General features: G+C 51.6%; 18 protein-coding genes. All 18 read left to right on the top strand.

Going from position 1 to position 17,539, the window contains the following annotated elements; translation table 11 throughout:
- Window positions 1-364: 364 nt before the first annotated feature.
- The gene (locus OEL90_RS09690; protein WP_291401294.1) at window positions 365-1,429 is read left to right on the top strand and encodes an aminopeptidase P family protein; all 1,065 of its coding nucleotides are present in this window, start codon (window positions 365-367) and stop codon (window positions 1,427-1,429) included.
- A 22-nt stretch (window positions 1,430-1,451) separates the two neighbouring features.
- Window positions 1,452-2,009 (top strand): elongation factor P, encoded by a 558-nt coding sequence (efp, locus tag OEL90_RS09685; RefSeq protein WP_291401296.1) that lies wholly within the window; start codon window positions 1,452-1,454, stop codon window positions 2,007-2,009.
- A gap of 105 nt (window positions 2,010-2,114) precedes the next feature.
- The gene (locus tag OEL90_RS09680; RefSeq protein ID WP_291401298.1) at window positions 2,115-2,561 is read left to right on the top strand and encodes a CD1247 N-terminal domain-containing protein; all 447 of its coding nucleotides are present in this window, start codon (window positions 2,115-2,117) and stop codon (window positions 2,559-2,561) included.
- Window positions 2,562-2,752: 191 nt separating this feature from the next.
- The gene (locus tag OEL90_RS09675) at window positions 2,753-3,142 is read left to right on the top strand and encodes an Asp23/Gls24 family envelope stress response protein (RefSeq protein ID WP_291401300.1); all 390 of its coding nucleotides are present in this window, start codon (window positions 2,753-2,755) and stop codon (window positions 3,140-3,142) included.
- Window positions 3,143-3,399: 257 nt separating this feature from the next.
- Window positions 3,400-3,819 carry a transcription antitermination factor NusB gene (gene nusB / locus OEL90_RS09670; protein WP_291401302.1) on the top strand — a complete coding sequence of 140 codons (420 nt, stop codon included), beginning with the start codon at window positions 3,400-3,402 and terminating at the stop codon, window positions 3,817-3,819.
- Window positions 3,809-4,831 (top strand): O-sialoglycoprotein endopeptidase, encoded by a 1,023-nt coding sequence (locus OEL90_RS09665; RefSeq protein WP_291401304.1) that lies wholly within the window; start codon window positions 3,809-3,811, stop codon window positions 4,829-4,831. The genes nusB and OEL90_RS09665 overlap by 11 nt, the downstream gene beginning before the upstream one ends.
- Before the next feature lie 148 nt (window positions 4,832-4,979).
- On the top strand, window positions 4,980-6,191 hold the full coding sequence (gene xseA, locus OEL90_RS09660; protein WP_291401305.1) for an exodeoxyribonuclease VII large subunit: 1,212 nt from the start codon (window positions 4,980-4,982) through the stop codon (window positions 6,189-6,191).
- A gap of 5 nt (window positions 6,192-6,196) precedes the next feature.
- Window positions 6,197-6,436, top strand: coding sequence for an exodeoxyribonuclease VII small subunit (xseB, locus tag OEL90_RS09655; protein ID WP_291401307.1), 240 nt, complete (start codon window positions 6,197-6,199; stop codon window positions 6,434-6,436).
- Window positions 6,433-7,329 (top strand): polyprenyl synthetase family protein, encoded by an 897-nt coding sequence (locus tag OEL90_RS09650; protein ID WP_291401309.1) that lies wholly within the window; start codon window positions 6,433-6,435, stop codon window positions 7,327-7,329. Before xseB ends, OEL90_RS09650 begins: the two co-directional genes overlap by 4 nt.
- Before the next feature lie 99 nt (window positions 7,330-7,428).
- Window positions 7,429-7,872 (top strand): divergent PAP2 family protein, encoded by a 444-nt coding sequence (locus tag OEL90_RS09645; protein WP_291401311.1) that lies wholly within the window; start codon window positions 7,429-7,431, stop codon window positions 7,870-7,872.
- 73 nt (window positions 7,873-7,945) lie between these two features.
- Window positions 7,946-9,889 carry a 1-deoxy-D-xylulose-5-phosphate synthase gene (gene dxs / locus OEL90_RS09640; protein WP_300688241.1) on the top strand — a complete coding sequence of 648 codons (1,944 nt, stop codon included), beginning with the start codon at window positions 7,946-7,948 and terminating at the stop codon, window positions 9,887-9,889.
- Window positions 9,882-10,697: a TlyA family RNA methyltransferase gene (locus tag OEL90_RS09635; protein WP_300688239.1), complete on the top strand. Its 816-nt coding sequence runs from the start codon at window positions 9,882-9,884 to the stop codon at window positions 10,695-10,697. The genes dxs and OEL90_RS09635 overlap by 8 nt, the downstream gene beginning before the upstream one ends.
- A gap of 267 nt (window positions 10,698-10,964) precedes the next feature.
- On the top strand, window positions 10,965-11,414 hold the full coding sequence (locus OEL90_RS09630) for an arginine repressor (protein ID WP_291401317.1): 450 nt from the start codon (window positions 10,965-10,967) through the stop codon (window positions 11,412-11,414).
- 10 nt (window positions 11,415-11,424) lie between these two features.
- A complete protein-coding gene (gene recN / locus OEL90_RS09625) occupies window positions 11,425-13,089 on the top strand; it encodes a DNA repair protein RecN (RefSeq protein ID WP_300688236.1) in 1,665 nt (554 codons plus the stop codon).
- Window positions 13,090-13,106: 17 nt separating this feature from the next.
- Window positions 13,107-13,898: a sporulation transcription factor Spo0A gene (gene spo0A / locus OEL90_RS09620; protein ID WP_300688233.1), complete on the top strand. Its 792-nt coding sequence runs from the start codon at window positions 13,107-13,109 to the stop codon at window positions 13,896-13,898.
- Between the two features lie 338 nt (window positions 13,899-14,236).
- On the top strand, window positions 14,237-15,124 hold the full coding sequence (gene xerA / locus OEL90_RS09615; protein WP_291401322.1) for a site-specific tyrosine recombinase/integron integrase: 888 nt from the start codon (window positions 14,237-14,239) through the stop codon (window positions 15,122-15,124).
- Window positions 15,125-15,413: 289 nt separating this feature from the next.
- On the top strand, window positions 15,414-16,631 hold the full coding sequence (locus OEL90_RS09610; RefSeq protein WP_291401324.1) for a phosphopentomutase: 1,218 nt from the start codon (window positions 15,414-15,416) through the stop codon (window positions 16,629-16,631).
- 70 nt (window positions 16,632-16,701) lie between these two features.
- Window positions 16,702-17,526, top strand: coding sequence for a purine-nucleoside phosphorylase (locus OEL90_RS09605; RefSeq protein WP_291401326.1), 825 nt, complete (start codon window positions 16,702-16,704; stop codon window positions 17,524-17,526).
- Window positions 17,527-17,539 lie beyond the last annotated feature (13 nt).

The raw sequence follows: 17,539 nt of genomic DNA, 5'->3' as shown, positions 1-17,539 counted from the left end.
TGCTCAGTCAGCGAGATGTTATTTAATATGAAGGTGAAGTAATTTATAGGAAAGCGAAACTACTGCTGCCGATGGTCTGTAAAATGACCATTTGCAGCAGTTTTTTGATTCGGTGGACCGGGAATGCCTCACGAATTGTGTCTGAATTGTAGTGAGTGCCTGACACCAAGCTTGACTGAGTGTCAGACACCAAACTTGACTGAGTGTCAGACACCAACCTCAACTCAGTGACTGGCACTAAATCAAATTCTGTCCGCGTCACCAACTTCTTCTAACCATATAAAAAATGTGATATGATAGGGATGGCATTTAAATCAATGACACATCAGCCAACAACAAAAATCTCACAAAGCAGGTGACGTCCTTGTCTAATCATCTCTTAAGCAGTTCACGTAAGCTTTTATCCAGTTTGAACGCAGATGCACTCCTGTCTTTTAAACCTGAAAACCGTCGCTATTTTTCGGGTTTCACCGGTACCAGCGGATACGTTTTAATCCTTCCTGAGACCCAGTGGTTCATCACGGATTTTAGATACACAGAGCAAGCCAAAGCACAGTGTCCTGACTTTGAAGTCCAGCTCCACAATGCGGATCGACCCCTTGAAGCAGTTTTGAAGGAAGCTGGAATTCAAAAACTGGCCTTCGAAGATAACTATGTGACCTATCAGTTTTACAAAAATCTGTCAGAAAAACTGCCTGAGATCACCCTGATCCCTGCAGGCGCGGAAATAGAGGCACTGAGACTCATTAAGGAAGATTGGGAGATCGAGAAGATCGCGAAAGCTGCTGAAATTGCAGACAAGGCTTTTGAGCACATTACAGGCTACATCCGGCCAGGGGTTTCTGAGCGTGAAGTAGCACTGGAGCTGGAAATTTACATGAAAAAACTTGGGGCCAGCGGGTTGTCTTTTGAGACCATCGCGGCGTCCGGGCTGAGGTCTGCAATGCCTCACGGCGTTGCCTCAGACAAGCTCATTGAGGACGGCGATTTTCTTACGCTCGACTTTGGCTGCGTCTACGAAGGCTACTGCTCAGACATGACCAGAACAGTGGTGGTCGGCAAAGCCTCTGAAAAGCAGAAAGAAATTTACAATACGGTTCTGGAAGCCCAAGAGAAAGCTTTGGACGCAATTCGTGAAGGGATTAACGGCATAAACGTTGACAAAATAGCACGAGATGTAATATCATCTAGGGGATATGGAGAATATTTCGGTCACGGCCTCGGTCACGGGGTGGGGCTCGAAATTCACGAAGAACCAAGACTGTCGCCAACCGGCACGAAGACGCTGCTGGAGAACATGGTAGTGACAGATGAGCCGGGGATTTATATTCCTGGCTTCGGCGGTGTCAGAATCGAGGACCTGGTCGTTGTGAAAAAAGACGGCTGCGTGGTCTTGAGTCATTCGCCAAAACAATTGATGGAACTTTAATTTTTCAGAAGGGGAAATGTTCATGGTATCAGCAAGTGAATTTAGAAAAGGAATGACCTTCGAGATCAACGGCGAGCCGTTTGTCGTCGTGGATTTCCAGCACGTTAAGCCTGGCAAGGGCGCAGCTTTCGTTCGCACGAAGTATAAGAGTTTGATTACTGGCGCGATCCGCGAGGAGGCGTTCAATCCATCGGAGAAATTCCCGAGAGCGCATATCGAAACGAAAGAGATGCAGTTCCTTTATTCAGACGGCGAGCTGTACTACTTCATGGACAATGAAACCTTCGACCAGATTCCGCTTCACCACGAAGAAGTTGAGGACGCCATCCGGTACCTTCGCGAGAACGACTCTGCTACCCTTAAGTTTTACAAGGGCAAATGCTTCCAGGTTGATGCACCTAACTTTGTCATTCTCGCAGTTATTGAAGCTGAGCCGGGTGTCAAAGGCGACACGGCTTCCAATACGACTAAAAAGGTCAAAGTTGAAACTGGCGCTTACATTGACGTTCCGCTATTTGTAGAGGAAGGCGACAAGATCAAGATCGACACACGATCTGACGAGTACCTCTCAAGAGCGTAACCTATAAACACCGCACTGCGCAAGCACGTGCAAAAGCAACAAAGCAAAAGCACCAAAGGCATTTGACGTCCACCACTTATCCATTTCACAGGGAGGTTTATGAGCATGCTGTTTGAAAGAGTGTCATACTTGAAAGGACTCGCGGAAGGCCTCGAAATCGAGAAGAATTCGAAGGAAGGCAAGCTCCTGAAGGAGATCATAAGCGTCCTTGAGGACATCGTCTACGAACTTGACGATATCCAGGAAAACGTCGACGAGATCGACGAGTTTGTCGAAGCGCTGAGCGATGACGTTGCGGACATCGAGGAAACCCTCGAGGACTATGATGACGAATTCGACTCCTTCGAATGCCCGGACTGCGGCGAGGAAATCCTGATCGCTGAGGAAGAGTTCGACGACAATGGCTGCGCAGAAATTGTCTGCCCAGGCTGCGGCAACGAATTTGTTGTCTGTGACGAAGACGAGTGCGACAGCTGCTGTGGCTGCGGCTGCGACGATGACGAAGACGAAGACGACGACATGGAAGAAATCGATGAGGTGGAAAGCGAGTAATTTCGCTTGATCCATTCCAACAGATTCACCAGATCCCAGGGTATGTCACAAAAGGACGTCGAACTCGACGTAAGAAAGCATTTGCAAGATTAAAATCTTGGGGCCGTGGGCTGATGCGCCGCGGCCTTTTTGTTTGTACTTCTTTATGCGTTTTTGGTATAATGAGGACGTATACGATTGGAGGTTTGAACATGACTGAAAACACTCAGCTTGACGAACTTGAATATGGCAATGTCAATATATCGGATGACGTTATAGGCATCATTTCATCCATTGCAGCAGCAGAAATCACCGGCATCAGCGGCCTCAGCGGCAAGATCACCGAGGACCTCGTGGAAATGCTAGGCAAGAAGAATTTTTCCAAAGGGGTCAAAGTCGAGGTCAAAGACGACAAAGTCGAGATCGACCTCAACCTGATCGTCGATTACGGCGTCAAAATTCCGGATGTCTCCTGGAGGGTTCAGGAAAACGTCAAAACGGCCGTTGAATCCATGACCGGACTCAAGGTCCTGGCTGTCAACGTTCACGTCAACGGCATCAACCTCAAGAAAAAAGAAGAAGCACCGGCGAAAGCCGAATAAGAAAATACATGAAGCTTGATCACCGGGTAGGCAGCAGCGGATCAGTTACAACACACTGATGTCCGCTGCCAGACAGAAGTCGACATACTGCAGGCGTGCAGAACACGTACAAAATTCGCCATAGTTTCCCGCAAATCAGTAAAAGGAAGCTTCAGGCGAATTTTTGCCGCCATACTTTGACGATCCTTATCGCCGTTATCGCCGCAGATTCAGCGGCGTCCCAACTCGTGTGACAATACGGAGGGCTTAATCAGCTTATGAGCAGAAAACTCGCGCGTGAAATCGCCATGAACGTCCTGTATCAAATGGCCATTCATGAGGATTTCGCGTCAAAATCTTTTGAAAACTATATCAGCGACAACATGACGGAGTCTGACGACCTCAGATATGTCCACAGTGTCGTCAATGCTTTTGCCGATAATCGTGAAACCATCGACATCGCCATAGGCAAATACCTCAAGGGCTGGACATTTGACCGCCTCGCGAAGCTCGACGTCTCTATTCTGAGACTCGCCACCACCGAGATCTTATTTATTGAGGAAGTCAGCACGGCAGTCGCCATCAACGAGGCCGTCAATCTCGCCAAGCGCTTTTCTGACGACGAGACGCCGGGTTTTGTCAACGGGGTCCTGGGAGAAATGGTCCGTCACGAAGAAGTGACACCTCATGAGCACTAAACAATTCTTCCTGGGCATCGATACCAGTGCTTATACAACCTCTGTCGCAGTCGTGGACGAGACAGGGGTTTGCCTTTCTGACGCGCGCAGACTGCTGGACGTCAAAGACGGCGAACGTGGGCTGAGGCAATCCGAGGCTTTTTTTCAGCATGTCAATCACTTCCCTGAGCGACTTGAACACGCACTGACTGAGGCCGGCCATCCAAAGCTGTCTGCCATAGCCGTCAGCGCCGCTCCAAGAGACGTAGAGGGCAGTTATATGCCAGTCTTTCAAGCTGGCGTCCGTCTGGCAGAAAACTTATCTGTCGCCCTGGGCGTTCCGCTCTATAAGACGACCCATCAGGACGGTCATATTATGGCAGGCTGCCAAACGCACCCGACGCTTCTGGAACGGCCGTTTCTCGCTGTCCATCTGTCCGGAGGGACCACGGAAATCTTAAGCTGCCGCTTTCTGGGCACGGGATTTCAGGCAGTGCTCATTGGGGGCACTAAAGACCTCAGCTTTGGACAGTTGATCGACCGGATCGGCGTTCACCTCGGCCTGTCTTTTCCCGCTGGCAAACCACTGGAAGCCTTGATTCTGGATGCTGAAGACAAGAAAACGCTCAAGCCCTGCACCTTTCCCAAAGTTAAGTCCGCTGCCTGGTTCAATCTCTCCGGCCTTGAAAACAAGGCTTACAGTCTGATCGAAGCAGGAAAACAGCCCGCAGATGTGGCGGCAGGCCTGATAGACTGTATGGCCAGAACACTCCTCGAGGCCGTTAAGACCCTTGAAAGCGATCCGGATCCAGAACTGACTGCCATAAAAGATATCCTGATCATAGGCGGCGTTGCCTCTAACCTGAGACTCAGAGCTGCGCTTGAGCAGGGCTTTAACGCACTGCCGCAGCCTTTAACCGCTCGTTACGCCAGCGTGGCGGATTCCAGCGACAATGCCGTTGGCGTCGCGCTGATCGCGAAGGCATGCTATCAGCAGGGGAGCCGGAACAGCGGCCAGACTGCTGTTGAATAGCCAAATGGACCAGACTATCAAGCGCCAGCTTAAACCCCGGCAGAAAACCTGCTTATTACGCAAGCCTGACTTTTCACGAGTTTCCACGATATCTCGCTAGTTCCCATGATTTCCTGATCCACATTCAGACGGAGGTGGCCATTCCCCTATGAAGCTCAGACCCCTTAAGGTCGCTGAAGTCAACAATTACATCAAGCAGCTCATGAACCGTGATCCCATCCTGCACCACCTGACGGTGGAAGGGGAAATCTCCAACTTCAAAAAACATTCCAGCGGACACCTTTACTTTACGCTGAAGGACGGCGAGGCCCGCCTCAGCTGCGTAATGTTCCGCTCAGATACGATTCTCAGCCAGATTGACCTCTCAGACGGCATGATGGCATCCTGCACCGGCAACATTTCCATATACGAACGCGACGGCCGCTACCAGCTCTATGTCAGAAGCGTCGAGCGCCTGGGCGTAGGCGACCTCTATCAGCGCTTCGAAGCCTTGAAGACAGAACTGGCAGCCCTTGGCTATTTTGACCCAAAACACAAAAAGCCCATTCCCGAGCTTCCGGAGCGCATTGCCGTGGTCACATCACCTACCGGCGCCGCCATCCAGGACATTCTCAACGTGGGCTTCAGGCGTTCCCGCCTCCCAGAGGTCATCCTTCTGCCGGCAGCGGTTCAAGGTGAAGGCGCTGCTGCGTCCATTGCCAAAGCTATCCGCTATGCCAACGAAAAGAAGTTGGCCGATGTTCTTCTGATCGGCCGAGGCGGCGGTTCCATTGAAGAGCTCTGGGCCTTCAATGAGCGCGTCGTGGCGGAAGCCATCCATGATTCTGAAATTCCAGTTGTCTCGGCCGTAGGGCATGAGACGGACTTTACCATATCGGATTTTGTGAGCGATCAGCGGGTGCCGACACCATCGGCAGGGGCTGAGCTTTTATTCCCCAGCGACAAAATGCTGGTCAGCGAACTCGCAGGCAGCTTAAACCGCATGCACGCCAAAATTGCCGCAAGGCTCATGACACTGCGGCATGAAATTGAGCGTCACTCGCCCCAGTCCGAGTTGAAGCGGCTGCAGGACGGCCTGAATCAGAAACGCATGACCCTGGACTACGAACGGGATCACCTGGATCAGAGCCTTCAGAACCGCCTCAGGCGCGAAAAAACCGCTCTGTCAGAGCTTGGGGCAGCGCTGAACGCGCTGTCGCCGCTGGGTGTCCTGGGAAGGGGCTACGCAGTCTTGACGGATGCGTCCGGACATGCTGTGGATGAGGTTTCCAAAGCTAAACCCGGCCAGAAACTGAAGGCCAAACTCAGAGACGGCGTCCTGGACGTCACCGTCGAAGCCATTACAAAGGAGGCTCTCTAGAAGCCATGCCTAAAGCAGCGAAAGCCAACCAAACCCTAGAGGAAAAACTTGAGACTCTGAGAAAAATTACCGCGACACTGGAAAAAGGTGACCAACCTCTTGACAAAGCTTTGGCGGAGTTCGAGTCGGGTGTCGCCCTTTACCGTGACTGCCTCAGCATGATTGAAGACGCCGAGCGCCGCGTCAGGATTCTCACCGGGGAGGAACTGAAGCCCTTTGATCAAACCTCGGAGGTGGAGGAATGACTCAGTTTTTGAAACAGTTTGAATTGAAGGCGGAGCAGATGGACGCCTACCTGAACGGCTATTTCATCCGCAGTGACAATAAATTTATTGAGAAGATCAACAAGGCCATGCGATACAGCCTGACGGCTTCCGGCAAGCGGCTTAGACCGCTGCTCCTCATGGAGTTCTGCAAGCTTTTTGGAGGCACTGAGGAGGATGCTGTGGACTTCGCGGCTTCCATTGAGATGATCCATACTTATTCCCTGATTCACGACGACCTCCCTGCAATGGACAATGATGACCTGCGCCGGGGCAAACCGACGAATCACATTGTCTTTGGTGAAGCAACGGCCATTCTGGCAGGGGACGCGCTTCTGAACTACGCCTACGAGAATATGCTCAGCAAGGCACTACAGGATCCGGCCAAAATGCAGCGCTACGTTCACGCGGCAAAAATCATTGCGGAGAAATCCGGGTGCCGGGGGATGATCCTGGGACAGGTAGCGGATATTATGTGCGAGGGTGAGGCTATTGGCGTCGAAACCCTGGACTACGTTAATTTACATAAGACGGGGGATCTGATCAAGGCAGCCATGATGGCGGGCGCCATTATTGGCGGCGCCGGAAAAGAAGCCCTGGGCAAGGTGGAAACCATAGGACTTAATATTGGCATGGCCTTCCAAATCGTGGATGACATCCTCGATATTGAGAGCTCCTCAGCCGCAATGGGCAAGCCCCGGGGCAGCGACCTGCGAAATGACAAGACCACCTATCCTATGCTGCTTGGTTCTGATGTCTCAAAGAAAATTGTCAAAGAGCGGGTAGATCATGCCATTTCAATTCTGAATGAATTCGAAGGCGATACGGCGTTCCTTGAGGCGCTGTTCAAATATCTGTGTTACAGGGACAAATAAAGGGAACTATTGAGTCATCAGGGAAGCGCCAAGAGAACAATTAACGAAAAGTGTAAACTAAAGCGTGACAACTGAAAAGTGACAAAGAGGGGTGAGTCCATGTCCTTTTTTCCAGGCATCGTCAACAACCGAATGTTCCAGGTGGCATTTATCAGCTGGTTCATAGCTCAGGCACTGAAGGTCATATTGACGCTGATCACCGACCGTAAACTCAACTTGTACCGGATGATCGGATCCGGGGGCATGCCAAGCTCCCACAGTTCACTGGTAATGGGACTTTCCACTGCGGTGGGACTTCATATGGGCTGGGATTCGCCATTATATGCTGTAGCGCTGGTCACCAGCCTGGTGGTAATGTATGATGCCAGCGGCGTCAGGCGCTCGGTGGGCATACAGGCAGCTATACTCAACCAGATCATCGAAGACGCTTACCAGCATAAGCCCTTCAGCCAGGACAAGCTGAAGGAACTGATCGGACACACGCCTTACGAAGTCTTTGCCGGTGCCATACTGGGCATTGTCGTGGCAAATGTGATGATTTGATGAAAACTATTCAACCTCAAGCCAGGACCTCTCGTCCTGGCAAATTCTGTCTTATCTGAAAGGTCGGAAGTCCATGCGACACCTGGATCACATCCAGTCCCCGGCGGACTTGAAAAAGCTCTCCGAGGCGGAACTCAAAATTTTAGCTATAGAAATTCGTCAATTTCTACTCGAATCCCTGTCGAAAACCGGCGGCCACCTGGCCTCCAACCTGGGCATTGTCGAGCTGACCATAGCACTGCACAAGGTCTTTAACTCCCCGGAGGACAAGATCATTTTTGACGTTGGCCACCAAGGCTATGTCCACAAGCTGCTGACCGGACGACGGGACCAGTTTCCAACTCTGCGTCAGTTGGACGGAATGAGCGGCTTTTTGAAGCGCTCAGAATCCGAGCACGACGCCTTTGAAGCCGGTCACAGCAGCACTTCGCTGTCCGCAGCCCTCGGCTTTGCCAAGGCGCGCTCGCTGAAAGGCACTAAAGAGAACGTTATAGCGGTAATCGGTGACGGCGCCCTCACCGGCGGCATGGCCTTCGAAGCCTTGAACCACATTGGCCACGACCGCGAAAAGGTCATCATTATTCTCAATGACAACGAAATGTCGATCTCCGAAAACGTCGGGGGTCTGTCAAAATATCTCGATCGAATTCGTACCAGCAACAACTACTATTGGCTCAAAGGCGAGACCGAATCCATCCTGGGTAAAGTCCCGGGTGTCGGTGAAGCTATGGCCCGAGGCCTCAAGCGCCTAAAAGGCTCCGTCAAATATTTCTTTGTGCCTGGTATGTTGTTTGAAGATCTTGGCATCACCTATATTGGACCGGTAGACGGCCATGACCTCAGGGCACTGACCCTTTCACTGAATCGCGCCAAGGAAGCCCATGACGGCCCCATCCTGATCCACGTCCTGACTAAGAAGGGCAAGGGCTTTCTGCCTGCTGAGCTGGATCCGGACAAATACCATGGCGTTGGAAAGTTTTCACTTTCCAAGGGGGTCTCCGAGCTTCCTGCAGTCAAAACTTTATCGCAAACCTTTGGGGACACATTGACGCGCCTTGCGGCCGATGATCAGCGCATCGTCGCCCTCACAGCCGCCATGTGTGACGGCACCGGCCTCGAAAGCTTCAGAGCCCGGCATCCTAAACGGTTTTTTGACGTTGGCATTGCAGAACAGCATGCCGTAACCCTGTCTGCGTCACTCGCTGCCGCCGGCATGAAACCGGTGTTCGCGGTCTACTCCACCTTCCTGCAGCGCGCTTATGACCAGGTTCTCCACGATGTGTGCATCCAGAACGCCAACGTAACCTTAGCGGTGGACCGCGCTGGTCTGGTCGGCCAGGATGGTGAAACCCATCACGGGATGTTCGATCTGTCCTTCCTGCAGCCCCTCCCAAATATGGCCATTTATTCCCCTAAGGACGGGGATGAGCTGGAAGCGACACTGGCCTTTGTCATGAAACGCGAATCCGGCCCGGTGACTGTCCGCTATCCAAGGGGCGCCGCATCAACTTTGCTGCCTTTCAAAGGCAGCGTGGACGAGCCATTCGTCGAACGGTACGAAGGTGACGACTTTGCCCTGATCGCCGTAGGCAACGTCTTCTCCAATGCCCTCGAGGCCTTTGAAACCCTCACCGCGCAGGGCTATCGCGGCAAACTCATCAATCCTAGGCGCTTAAAGCCCTTATCTGTGGATGCTGTAACCCAATGTATAGGAGAAGCGCGGGCGGTTTTCACTTTGGAAGACAACGTCCTGACCGGCGGATTCGGCGAACGGATTACACTGGCGCTGGACGCCGGACACTATAAAGTCATCAACTTTGCAGTGCCCGATACCTTCGTGGGGCATGGCGCCATACCTCAGCTGCATGAACAGCTGGGGCTATCCGGCAAAAGGGTCGCCGCGCGCATTGGCGAAGCTTTGATCAAAGAGCGGGGAATAACTCAGGAGCCGGATCAGGGAACTACGGGAAAAATCTCATCGCATCCGGCGGAGGCGAACGGGGTGGACTATGAGTAAAGCGCGATTGGATGTGCGACTTGTCGAAGACGGGTTTTTCGAGTCCAGAGAAAAAGCTAAGGGCGCCATTATGGCAGGGATCATCCTGGTGGATGGCCAGGTCGTGGACAAGGCAGGAACGCTGATTAAAGAAACCTCTGTGGTGGAAATGAAAGGCGCTGCACTGAAGTATGTAAGCCGGGGCGGACTAAAGCTTGAAAAAGCGGTTGAAGCTTATGGCCTCGATCTGACAGGTAAGCGCTGTATGGATATTGGCGCTTCCACAGGCGGATTTACAGACTGCATGCTGCAAAACGGCGCGTCATTGGTTTATGCTGTAGACGTCGGTTATGGCCAGCTGGACTGGAAACTTCGCAGTGACGAACGGGTTGTGAATATGGAGCGAACCAATGCCCGGCATCTGACCCTGGAAAGTATCGGGGGCAACCCGGTGGATTTCATCTCCGTCGATGTTGCTTTTATTTCACTGAAACTGATTTTTCCTGTCATGAAAGTGTTGTTGGCTGACCAGGGTGAAACCGTGTACCTGATTAAACCCCAGTTTGAAGCCGGACGGGAATCCGTGGGCAAGCACGGGGTAGTGAGAGATCCTGAGATTCACAAACAGGTGCTGCTGAGCGTCATTCACGAGGCTGAAAAAGCGGGTCTTTATACGGTCAAACTCACCTACTCGCCTATTAAAGGGCCTAAGGGAAATGTTGAGTTTTTATGCTATGCGACCCGCGACGAAGCAAGAGTAGACCGTCTGATTGTTGATGATATTTATGTTTCAAACCTAGTGGCTGAAACGCATCAGTCTCTTGGCTAAAAAAAATTTCAAAAAAATTAAAAAATATTTTATGCAAAAGAAGGAAAATTATACGTTAATAGCGAATATCCAATTGCATCCTGAAACCACTGAAGATGTCGACGACCAACGACACCGCTGAAAACCTGAGCTGTCAAAGGCCGTCCGGATCAGCATCACCGGAAAAAGTCACCGGTGACGCAGGCCATCTTATGGTTGTAAAAGCTTTCCATAAAAAGCGGAGTTTTCAGAGGTTTTTGTGTGACACACTGATAGGGGGGCCTTGAATTGAAATATTCAAGACATGCTAAAATTCTGGAATTGATCGAAAACAACGAAATTGAAACCCAGGAGGATCTCGCCAACAGTCTGAGACAGTCCGGCTTCAATGTCACTCAAGCTACGGTATCCAGGGACATCAAGGAGCTGCGGCTGATCAAAGTGCTCACCCGCGAGGGCAAGTACAAGTACGCTACTATCAAGCAGCAGGAGAGCGTCGTGACAGATCGTTTTATGAAGCTGTTCAAGGATTCTGTCCTCTCTATTGATCATGCCGGCAATATGATCATCATCAAAACACTGATAGGCGCCGCCAATGCAGCTGCCGCTGCCATTGACGCTGTGGATCTCAAAGAGGTCGCCGGCACCATAGCCGGGGATGACACTATTTTCCTCGTCATCAGAGATGGCTTTGAAATGGACGAAGCCCTGGAAGTTTTTAGAAATATGACAAAGTAGAGGTTTTCAGATGCTGAAACAGCTCTATCTGGAAAATTTTTTGATCATAGAACAAGCCTCCGTCAACTTTGGCGAAGGCTTAAATGTCATTACGGGCGAAACCGGTTCCGGCAAATCCATGATTTTTGAAGCGATTGGACTTTTGCTTGGCGGCAAAGGAGGACGTGACTTTCTCAGAACCGGAGCTGACAAGCTCCTTCTGGAAGGTGTGTTTGAGGTGCGCTCTGAGGGCTTTGCTGAACAAATCAAGTCCCTGGGCTACAGCCTTGAGGAAGGGGATCTCTTTCTTTCCAGAGAAATCACTGATTCCGGAAAGTCGGTCTACAGACTTGGCGCGCGCATGGTGCCCGCCGCTGTAGTCAGAGAGCTGGCGGCTGGTCTGGTGGATATTTCCGGCCAGCACGAACATCAGATGCTGCTCACGCCTTCCAACTATCTGGGACTCATTGATGAATTTGGTCACAAAGAGCTGAGTACACCTTTGAACGAGGTGGCTTCCGCTGCCAAAGCGGTGTTTGCCCTCGAGGAAAGCCTTGAAAAGTTTGCCATGGATCCTGCTGAAGTGGCCCGGCGCATGGATTTTCTCCAGTTTCAGCTGGATGAACTGGATGACGCTGCTTTGAAAGACGGCGAAGAAGAAACCCTTGAAGAGACTTACAGCGCACTTAAGCATTTTGAACGCATTGCAGCCTTGGTTTCCCAGATTGAGGCAGATGCTCTATCTGAAGACGGTTATTTAAGCCAGATCTCAAAGACGCGCCGTCAGCTTTCTGAACTTTCCCAGCTTCAGCACCGCTGGGGCACTTTGGCGGATCAGCTGGAGGAAGGGTATCTGACTTTGGAAAGTGCCATTCATGACCTTGTAGGCAGCTTTGATGCCTCAGATCAGCCAGATGAACACGAAATCGCGAAAATTGAAGCGCGAATGGCGTTGATCTTCGATTTGAGACGTAAATACGGCGGAACGATTCCGGATATTCTGGCACATTATAAGTCTATGAAAAAAGAGCTTGAGTCCCTGGCAAGCTATACAGAAGAAAAAGAAGAGATCATCGGACGACTTGACAAGGCGCTGGCAGCCTACCATCGGCAGGACAAAGTACTTTCAGAGGCCCGTCAGGAGGTTGCCAACCGTTTCGCCGCAGTTCTCCATAAAGAACTCTCCAGTCTGGGCTTTGAAGGCCTTAAGCAGGCGCTCACTGTGGTTGAAGGGACTTCTGTCAGGCTTGAGGGCAGTGCTCACATCCAGTGGCTGATCTCCACCAATCCGGGGGAGCCTATGAAGGAGCTCAGGAAAATTGTTTCCGGCGGCGAGTTGTCCCGCATCATGCTGGCGGTGAAGCTCATCAACCGCCGCGCCCGCTATGCCAGCACTCAGATATTTGACGAAATCGATTCCGGCATCAGCGGCAGAACGGCGTCCCGTGTGGCTGAAAAGCTGGTTCAGATCGCGGATGACAACCAGGTGATTCTGGTGACCCATTTGCCTCAAATTGCCTCTAAGGGCAGCTGTCATCTTGTTATAGAAAAAAGAGTCGATCAGGATCGTACTTATACAGAAGTTCTGAGCGCCTCTGGCGATCGCCGCGTGGAAGAGATCGCGCGCATGATTGGCGGCGGCGAAATCAACGAGACCGCACTTGAACACGCAAGATCCTTGCTTAATGAACCTTAAAAGGAGTCCTGGCGCGTATGACAGAAAAAGTTAAAGTCCTCTTGGTAGACGACAATCAAAATTTCATCGAACTTCTGAAAGACAGGATTGAATTCAGCGATACTTTTGAGGTTATTGGTGAGGCCAATAATGGTGAGAAAGCGCTCGAACTGATGCTCTCCATGCGGCCTGATCTTGTCATTCTGGATATGATCATGCCTATGCTGGATGGCCTTGGGGTTCTGGAGCGGTTTAACCAGTCCGGGGTCAAAGATTATCACCCTAAAATCATCATTCTTTCTGCCATAGGTCAGGATTCACTGACCAGCCAGGCAATTGGTCTTGGTGCAAAATATTACATGGTCAAGCCTATTGATTTTGACCTTCTCATTGAACGTCTGGAGCAAATCATCCAGGAAGAGTCAAAGAACCTCTCTGTCACACCAGCGGCTTCGCCAGGAGATGATTTCGCAGTGCAGCGCGTCATCACCGAGGTTCTGCAAATGCTTGGGGTGCCGCCTCACATCAAAGGCTTTGTCTATCTCCGCGACGCGGTGGCCATGGTCTATGAGGACGAGAGCCATCTTATGAAAATTACGAAGACATTGTATCCCGGCATTGCGAAGCGGCACGATTCTACCTCTCAGAGAGTGGAGCGCTCGATCCGAAACGCGGTGGAGCTGACTTTCCAGCGTGGCTCCAAAGAGCTGTTCGCCAATTTCTTCAATTTGAATATGCCACTCAGCGAGGGCAGGATCACCAATGGCGAATTTATTGCCTATATTGCCCACCATGTTCGAAATGAGGTCAATCACGAGGCCAGCAGTTAAAGGGCGTACGGTAGTTCACTGTGATCAAATATCCGGGGAAAAAGCGCCTGGGCTATTGAACTCGACGGTTTTGAGGGCTATACTGGTATAGTACGCTAAAACGTTTTATAAAGGTTTGTTTAGTTTCTTAACTTTAGGTTTTGTGCAGCACATAGACAGGTTCTGAAAAGGAACCAAGGCATCAACCCCTTCAAACATCCGGAAATTGAAGTATTATGATCCCGTCATTTGCATCTGGGCAGCTTTAGACTGCCCAACACAGCAAAAAATTTTATGTCATACACACTATGTCGCTTTATCCAATTCGTCGCCGTCAGCGACAGGTCTGAGGGGTAGCTATGAAAAAATATGTTCAGCACTTTATCCATCATATTGAAAACGAACGGCAACTTTCCCGCAATACTCTGGAAGCCTACACCCGTGACCTTAGGGACATGGTGGACTATCTTGAGACCAAAGGCGTAAGTGAAATCTCCGAGGTCAGAACCCACGACATGCAGACCTTCATTCAGCATCTGGATCAGATGGGCAAGTCCGCTGCAACACAGTCACGTGTTTTGGCGACGCTGCGCACCTTTTTTGACTATCTACAAGATCAGAAGATTGTGGAGCACAATCAGGCAAAAAAGCTGAAGCGTCCCAAATTTGAGAAGAAGCTCCCGGAAATTATGACGGTAGATGAGGTTGAACGGCTGCTGGCAGAACCGTCGGATCATTCTCCAATTGGCCTCAGAGACAAAGCCATGCTTGAAGTCTTGTATTCGACCGGCCTCAGGGTGTCTGAGCTCGTGTCCCTGAATATTGAGGACATCAATCTCAGCCTGGGTTACATACGCTGCAGCACCGGAAATTCAGTACGGGTGGTCCCTATTGGGAAATCCTCCATTGAAGCCCTTGAGCATTATTTGAAAGTCGGCCGCGAGAAAATCTGTCGCCGGGGTGTAATTTGTGATGAATCCGCTTTCGTCAACAACGCCGGACAGCGTCTGACGCGTCAAGGCTTTTGGAAGCTGATCAAGAAGTACACAGAGCAGGCGGGCATCAAAAAGACCATCACGCCGCATACGCTGAGACACTCGTTCGCTGTCCACATGATCGAAAGCGGTGTGGAGCTCAAGGCGGTCAAGGAGATGCTGGGCCATTCGGATCTGACGACGACGCACCTGTATACCGCCGTCAAGCAGGATATGGCGAACACCGCGAGGAAGAATGCGAGGAAGTCGTAGTCTTTGACTTTGGAATTAAGCATATGTAAAAATTAAGATTATGAGATCGAGATTGAGACTTAAGGCCCGCGCGGTGTGCGGGTCTTTTTTAATGGAAGAAGAAAAAGGGGTGGAGATAGGGGCTGCGTGGAAAGGTGTGTCTCCAGCCAGCGCTTGTCACCCCCATTCCCGCCACCATCGGCATCATTTTTTTGCAGTTTCAAGTCTTCATTCGACGTTTTATGGGTATGATTAAAAGTGTCCAGTTAACACCAAATGGTTCAATCTCAAAATGAGGTGATTTGTTTAGATGACTAATTCTGCGAAGACCAATAAGCCTGTCCCGCCGGGACCCATTAAGCGGGTGATTCTTTTCGTCCTGGACAGCGTTGGCATAGGCGAGCTGCCGGACGCAGCTGAGTTTGGCGACAGCGGGGCGAATACCCTGAGAAGTATTCTGAGCTCAGGGTCGACCGTGAATCTGCCTAATCTGGTACAGCTGGGCCTGGGGCACATTGAGGGCATTGATTATGTTCCCAGGACGGAAGCGCCGCGCGGTGCATATGGCCGCATGAGCGAGATTTCGAACGGCAAGGATACCACAACCGGCCATTGGGAAATTACCGGCTTAAAGATTTCAGAGCCCTTCCAGACTTATCCCGATGGTTTCCCGCCCCACATCATCGACGCCTTCGAAAGTCAGACCGGACGTAAAGCACTGTGCAACAAGCCGGCTTCCGGCACCGAGGTCATAGAAACCTATGGCAAGGAGCACATGGAAACCGGCAATCCCATAGTCTACACCTCCGCGGACAGCGTCTTTCAGATCGCCGCTCACGAGGAAGTCGTGGGACTGGACGAGCTCTACCGCATGTGCGACATTGCCAGAGAAATTTTGAGGGGCAAGGATCAGGTGGCGCGGGTTATCGCGCGGCCATTTATTGGGACGCCCGGCGCCTTCACCAGAACCTCCAACCGCCGGGATTACTCCATAAACCCTTTTGAACCTACAGTACTGGACAAGGCCAAAGAGGCGGGTTATGACGTTCAGGCGGTGGGTAAAATCTACGACATTTTTAACGGCCAGGGCATCACAGAGGAGGTTCACACCAAGGACAACATGGATGGGGTGGACAAGACGCTGGACTACTTGAAAACGGACTCGACCGGCATCCTCTTCACAAATCTGGTGGATTTCGACGCAAAGTTTGGCCACCGAAGAGATGCTGAGGGTTACCGACTGGCTCTGGAGGCTTTTGATCAACGACTTCCTGAACTCATGAACACCATGAGGTCGGACGATCTCTTAATCCTGATTGCCGACCACGGCAATGATCCGGGCTTCAAGGGTTCGGATCACACCAGGGAATATGTGCCGCTCCTTGTGGCGGGGCATTATGTCAAAGAAGGGGTGTCCTTAGGGACACGCGAGACTTTTGCCGATATTGCGCAGACGACCGCTGAGCTTCTGGGTCTGACCCCCATGGATCACGGACGCAGCTTTGCCGGGGAGATCTTTAGGGCGTAATGGGATGGGGGCTTTTGGGTGACCATCGGCTAAAAAAAAGTTTTTGAACTTTTTATGAGGGGGATTTTTTGTGAAACTGACATACGACGTGATGACCGCTGCGGCGGAGGCGCTGAGGGGTAAGATCAGCAAGGCGCCGGAAGTGGGTCTGATTCTGGGCAGCGGACTCGGGGGACTGGCGGACGAAATCTCGAACCCGGTCTACGTCCCTTACGACACACTGGAGGGCTTCCCGGTTTCGACGGTGGAGGGCCACGCCGGGCGGTTCGTCATTGGGGAATTTGAAGGGCGCAGCGTCATTGCCATGCAGGGGCGGTTCCATTATTACGAGGGCTACGACATTGGGTCGGTGGCCATGCCGGTTTACGTCATGAAGCTGCTGGGTGTGACGCACCTGCTGCTGACGAATGCGGCAGGCGGGGTCAACACCGGGTACGAGCCGGGGGACTTGATGCTGATTGAGGACCATTTGAACCTGTCCGGCCACAATCCGCTGATTGGGCCAAATGATGAGCGGTTTGGGCCGAGGTTCCCGGATGCGTCAGAGGTCTATGACAGGGCCTTGAATGCCGAGATCCGCGCCCTGGCAAAGTCCATGGGGATTCGCCTCCAGCGGGGGGTCTACGCCATGTCGCCGGGGCCGTCCTACGAGACGCCGGCAGAGGTGCGCATGGCCCGGATTATTGGCGCGGACGCGGTGGGCATGTCCACGGTGCCGGAGGCGCTCGTTGCCAATCACTGCGGTATAAAAACGGTAGGAATTTCCTGTATTACCAACATGGCTGCCGGCATTCTGGATCAGCCGCTGCATCACAGCGAGGTTGTCGAGACCGCGGAGCGTGTAAAATCAACGTTTACAGCATTGGTTAAGGCTGTGGTACCGATACTGAAGTAAGTAGCAAGGAGGA

The sequence above is a fragment of the Acidaminobacter sp. genome, from assembly GCF_030247605.1.
Classification (GTDB): domain Bacteria; phylum Bacillota; class Clostridia; order Peptostreptococcales; family Acidaminobacteraceae; genus Acidaminobacter.
This window is presented reverse-complemented; position numbering and strand designations above follow the sequence as displayed.

Coding starts and splice junctions, on each gene's coding strand:
- OEL90_RS09635 (WP_300688239.1), top strand. CDS start 9,882: ATGAGTAAAGCGCGATTGGATGTGCGACTTGTCGAAGACGGGTTTTTC.
- OEL90_RS09650 (WP_291401309.1), top strand. CDS start 6,433: ATGACTCAGTTTTTGAAACAGTTTGAATTGAAGGCGGAGCAGATGGAC.
- xseA (WP_291401305.1), top strand. CDS start 4,980: ATGAAGCTCAGACCCCTTAAGGTCGCTGAAGTCAACAATTACATCAAG.
- recN (WP_300688236.1), top strand. CDS start 11,425: ATGCTGAAACAGCTCTATCTGGAAAATTTTTTGATCATAGAACAAGCC.
- OEL90_RS09675 (WP_291401300.1), top strand. CDS start 2,753: ATGACTGAAAACACTCAGCTTGACGAACTTGAATATGGCAATGTCAAT.
- OEL90_RS09610 (WP_291401324.1), top strand. CDS start 15,414: ATGACTAATTCTGCGAAGACCAATAAGCCTGTCCCGCCGGGACCCATT.
- xerA (WP_291401322.1), top strand. CDS start 14,237: ATGAAAAAATATGTTCAGCACTTTATCCATCATATTGAAAACGAACGG.
- efp (WP_291401296.1), top strand. CDS start 1,452: ATGGTATCAGCAAGTGAATTTAGAAAAGGAATGACCTTCGAGATCAAC.
- dxs (WP_300688241.1), top strand. CDS start 7,946: ATGCGACACCTGGATCACATCCAGTCCCCGGCGGACTTGAAAAAGCTC.
- OEL90_RS09645 (WP_291401311.1), top strand. CDS start 7,429: ATGTCCTTTTTTCCAGGCATCGTCAACAACCGAATGTTCCAGGTGGCA.
- spo0A (WP_300688233.1), top strand. CDS start 13,107: ATGACAGAAAAAGTTAAAGTCCTCTTGGTAGACGACAATCAAAATTTC.
- nusB (WP_291401302.1), top strand. CDS start 3,400: ATGAGCAGAAAACTCGCGCGTGAAATCGCCATGAACGTCCTGTATCAA.
- OEL90_RS09665 (WP_291401304.1), top strand. CDS start 3,809: ATGAGCACTAAACAATTCTTCCTGGGCATCGATACCAGTGCTTATACA.
- xseB (WP_291401307.1), top strand. CDS start 6,197: ATGCCTAAAGCAGCGAAAGCCAACCAAACCCTAGAGGAAAAACTTGAG.
- OEL90_RS09680 (WP_291401298.1), top strand. CDS start 2,115: ATGCTGTTTGAAAGAGTGTCATACTTGAAAGGACTCGCGGAAGGCCTC.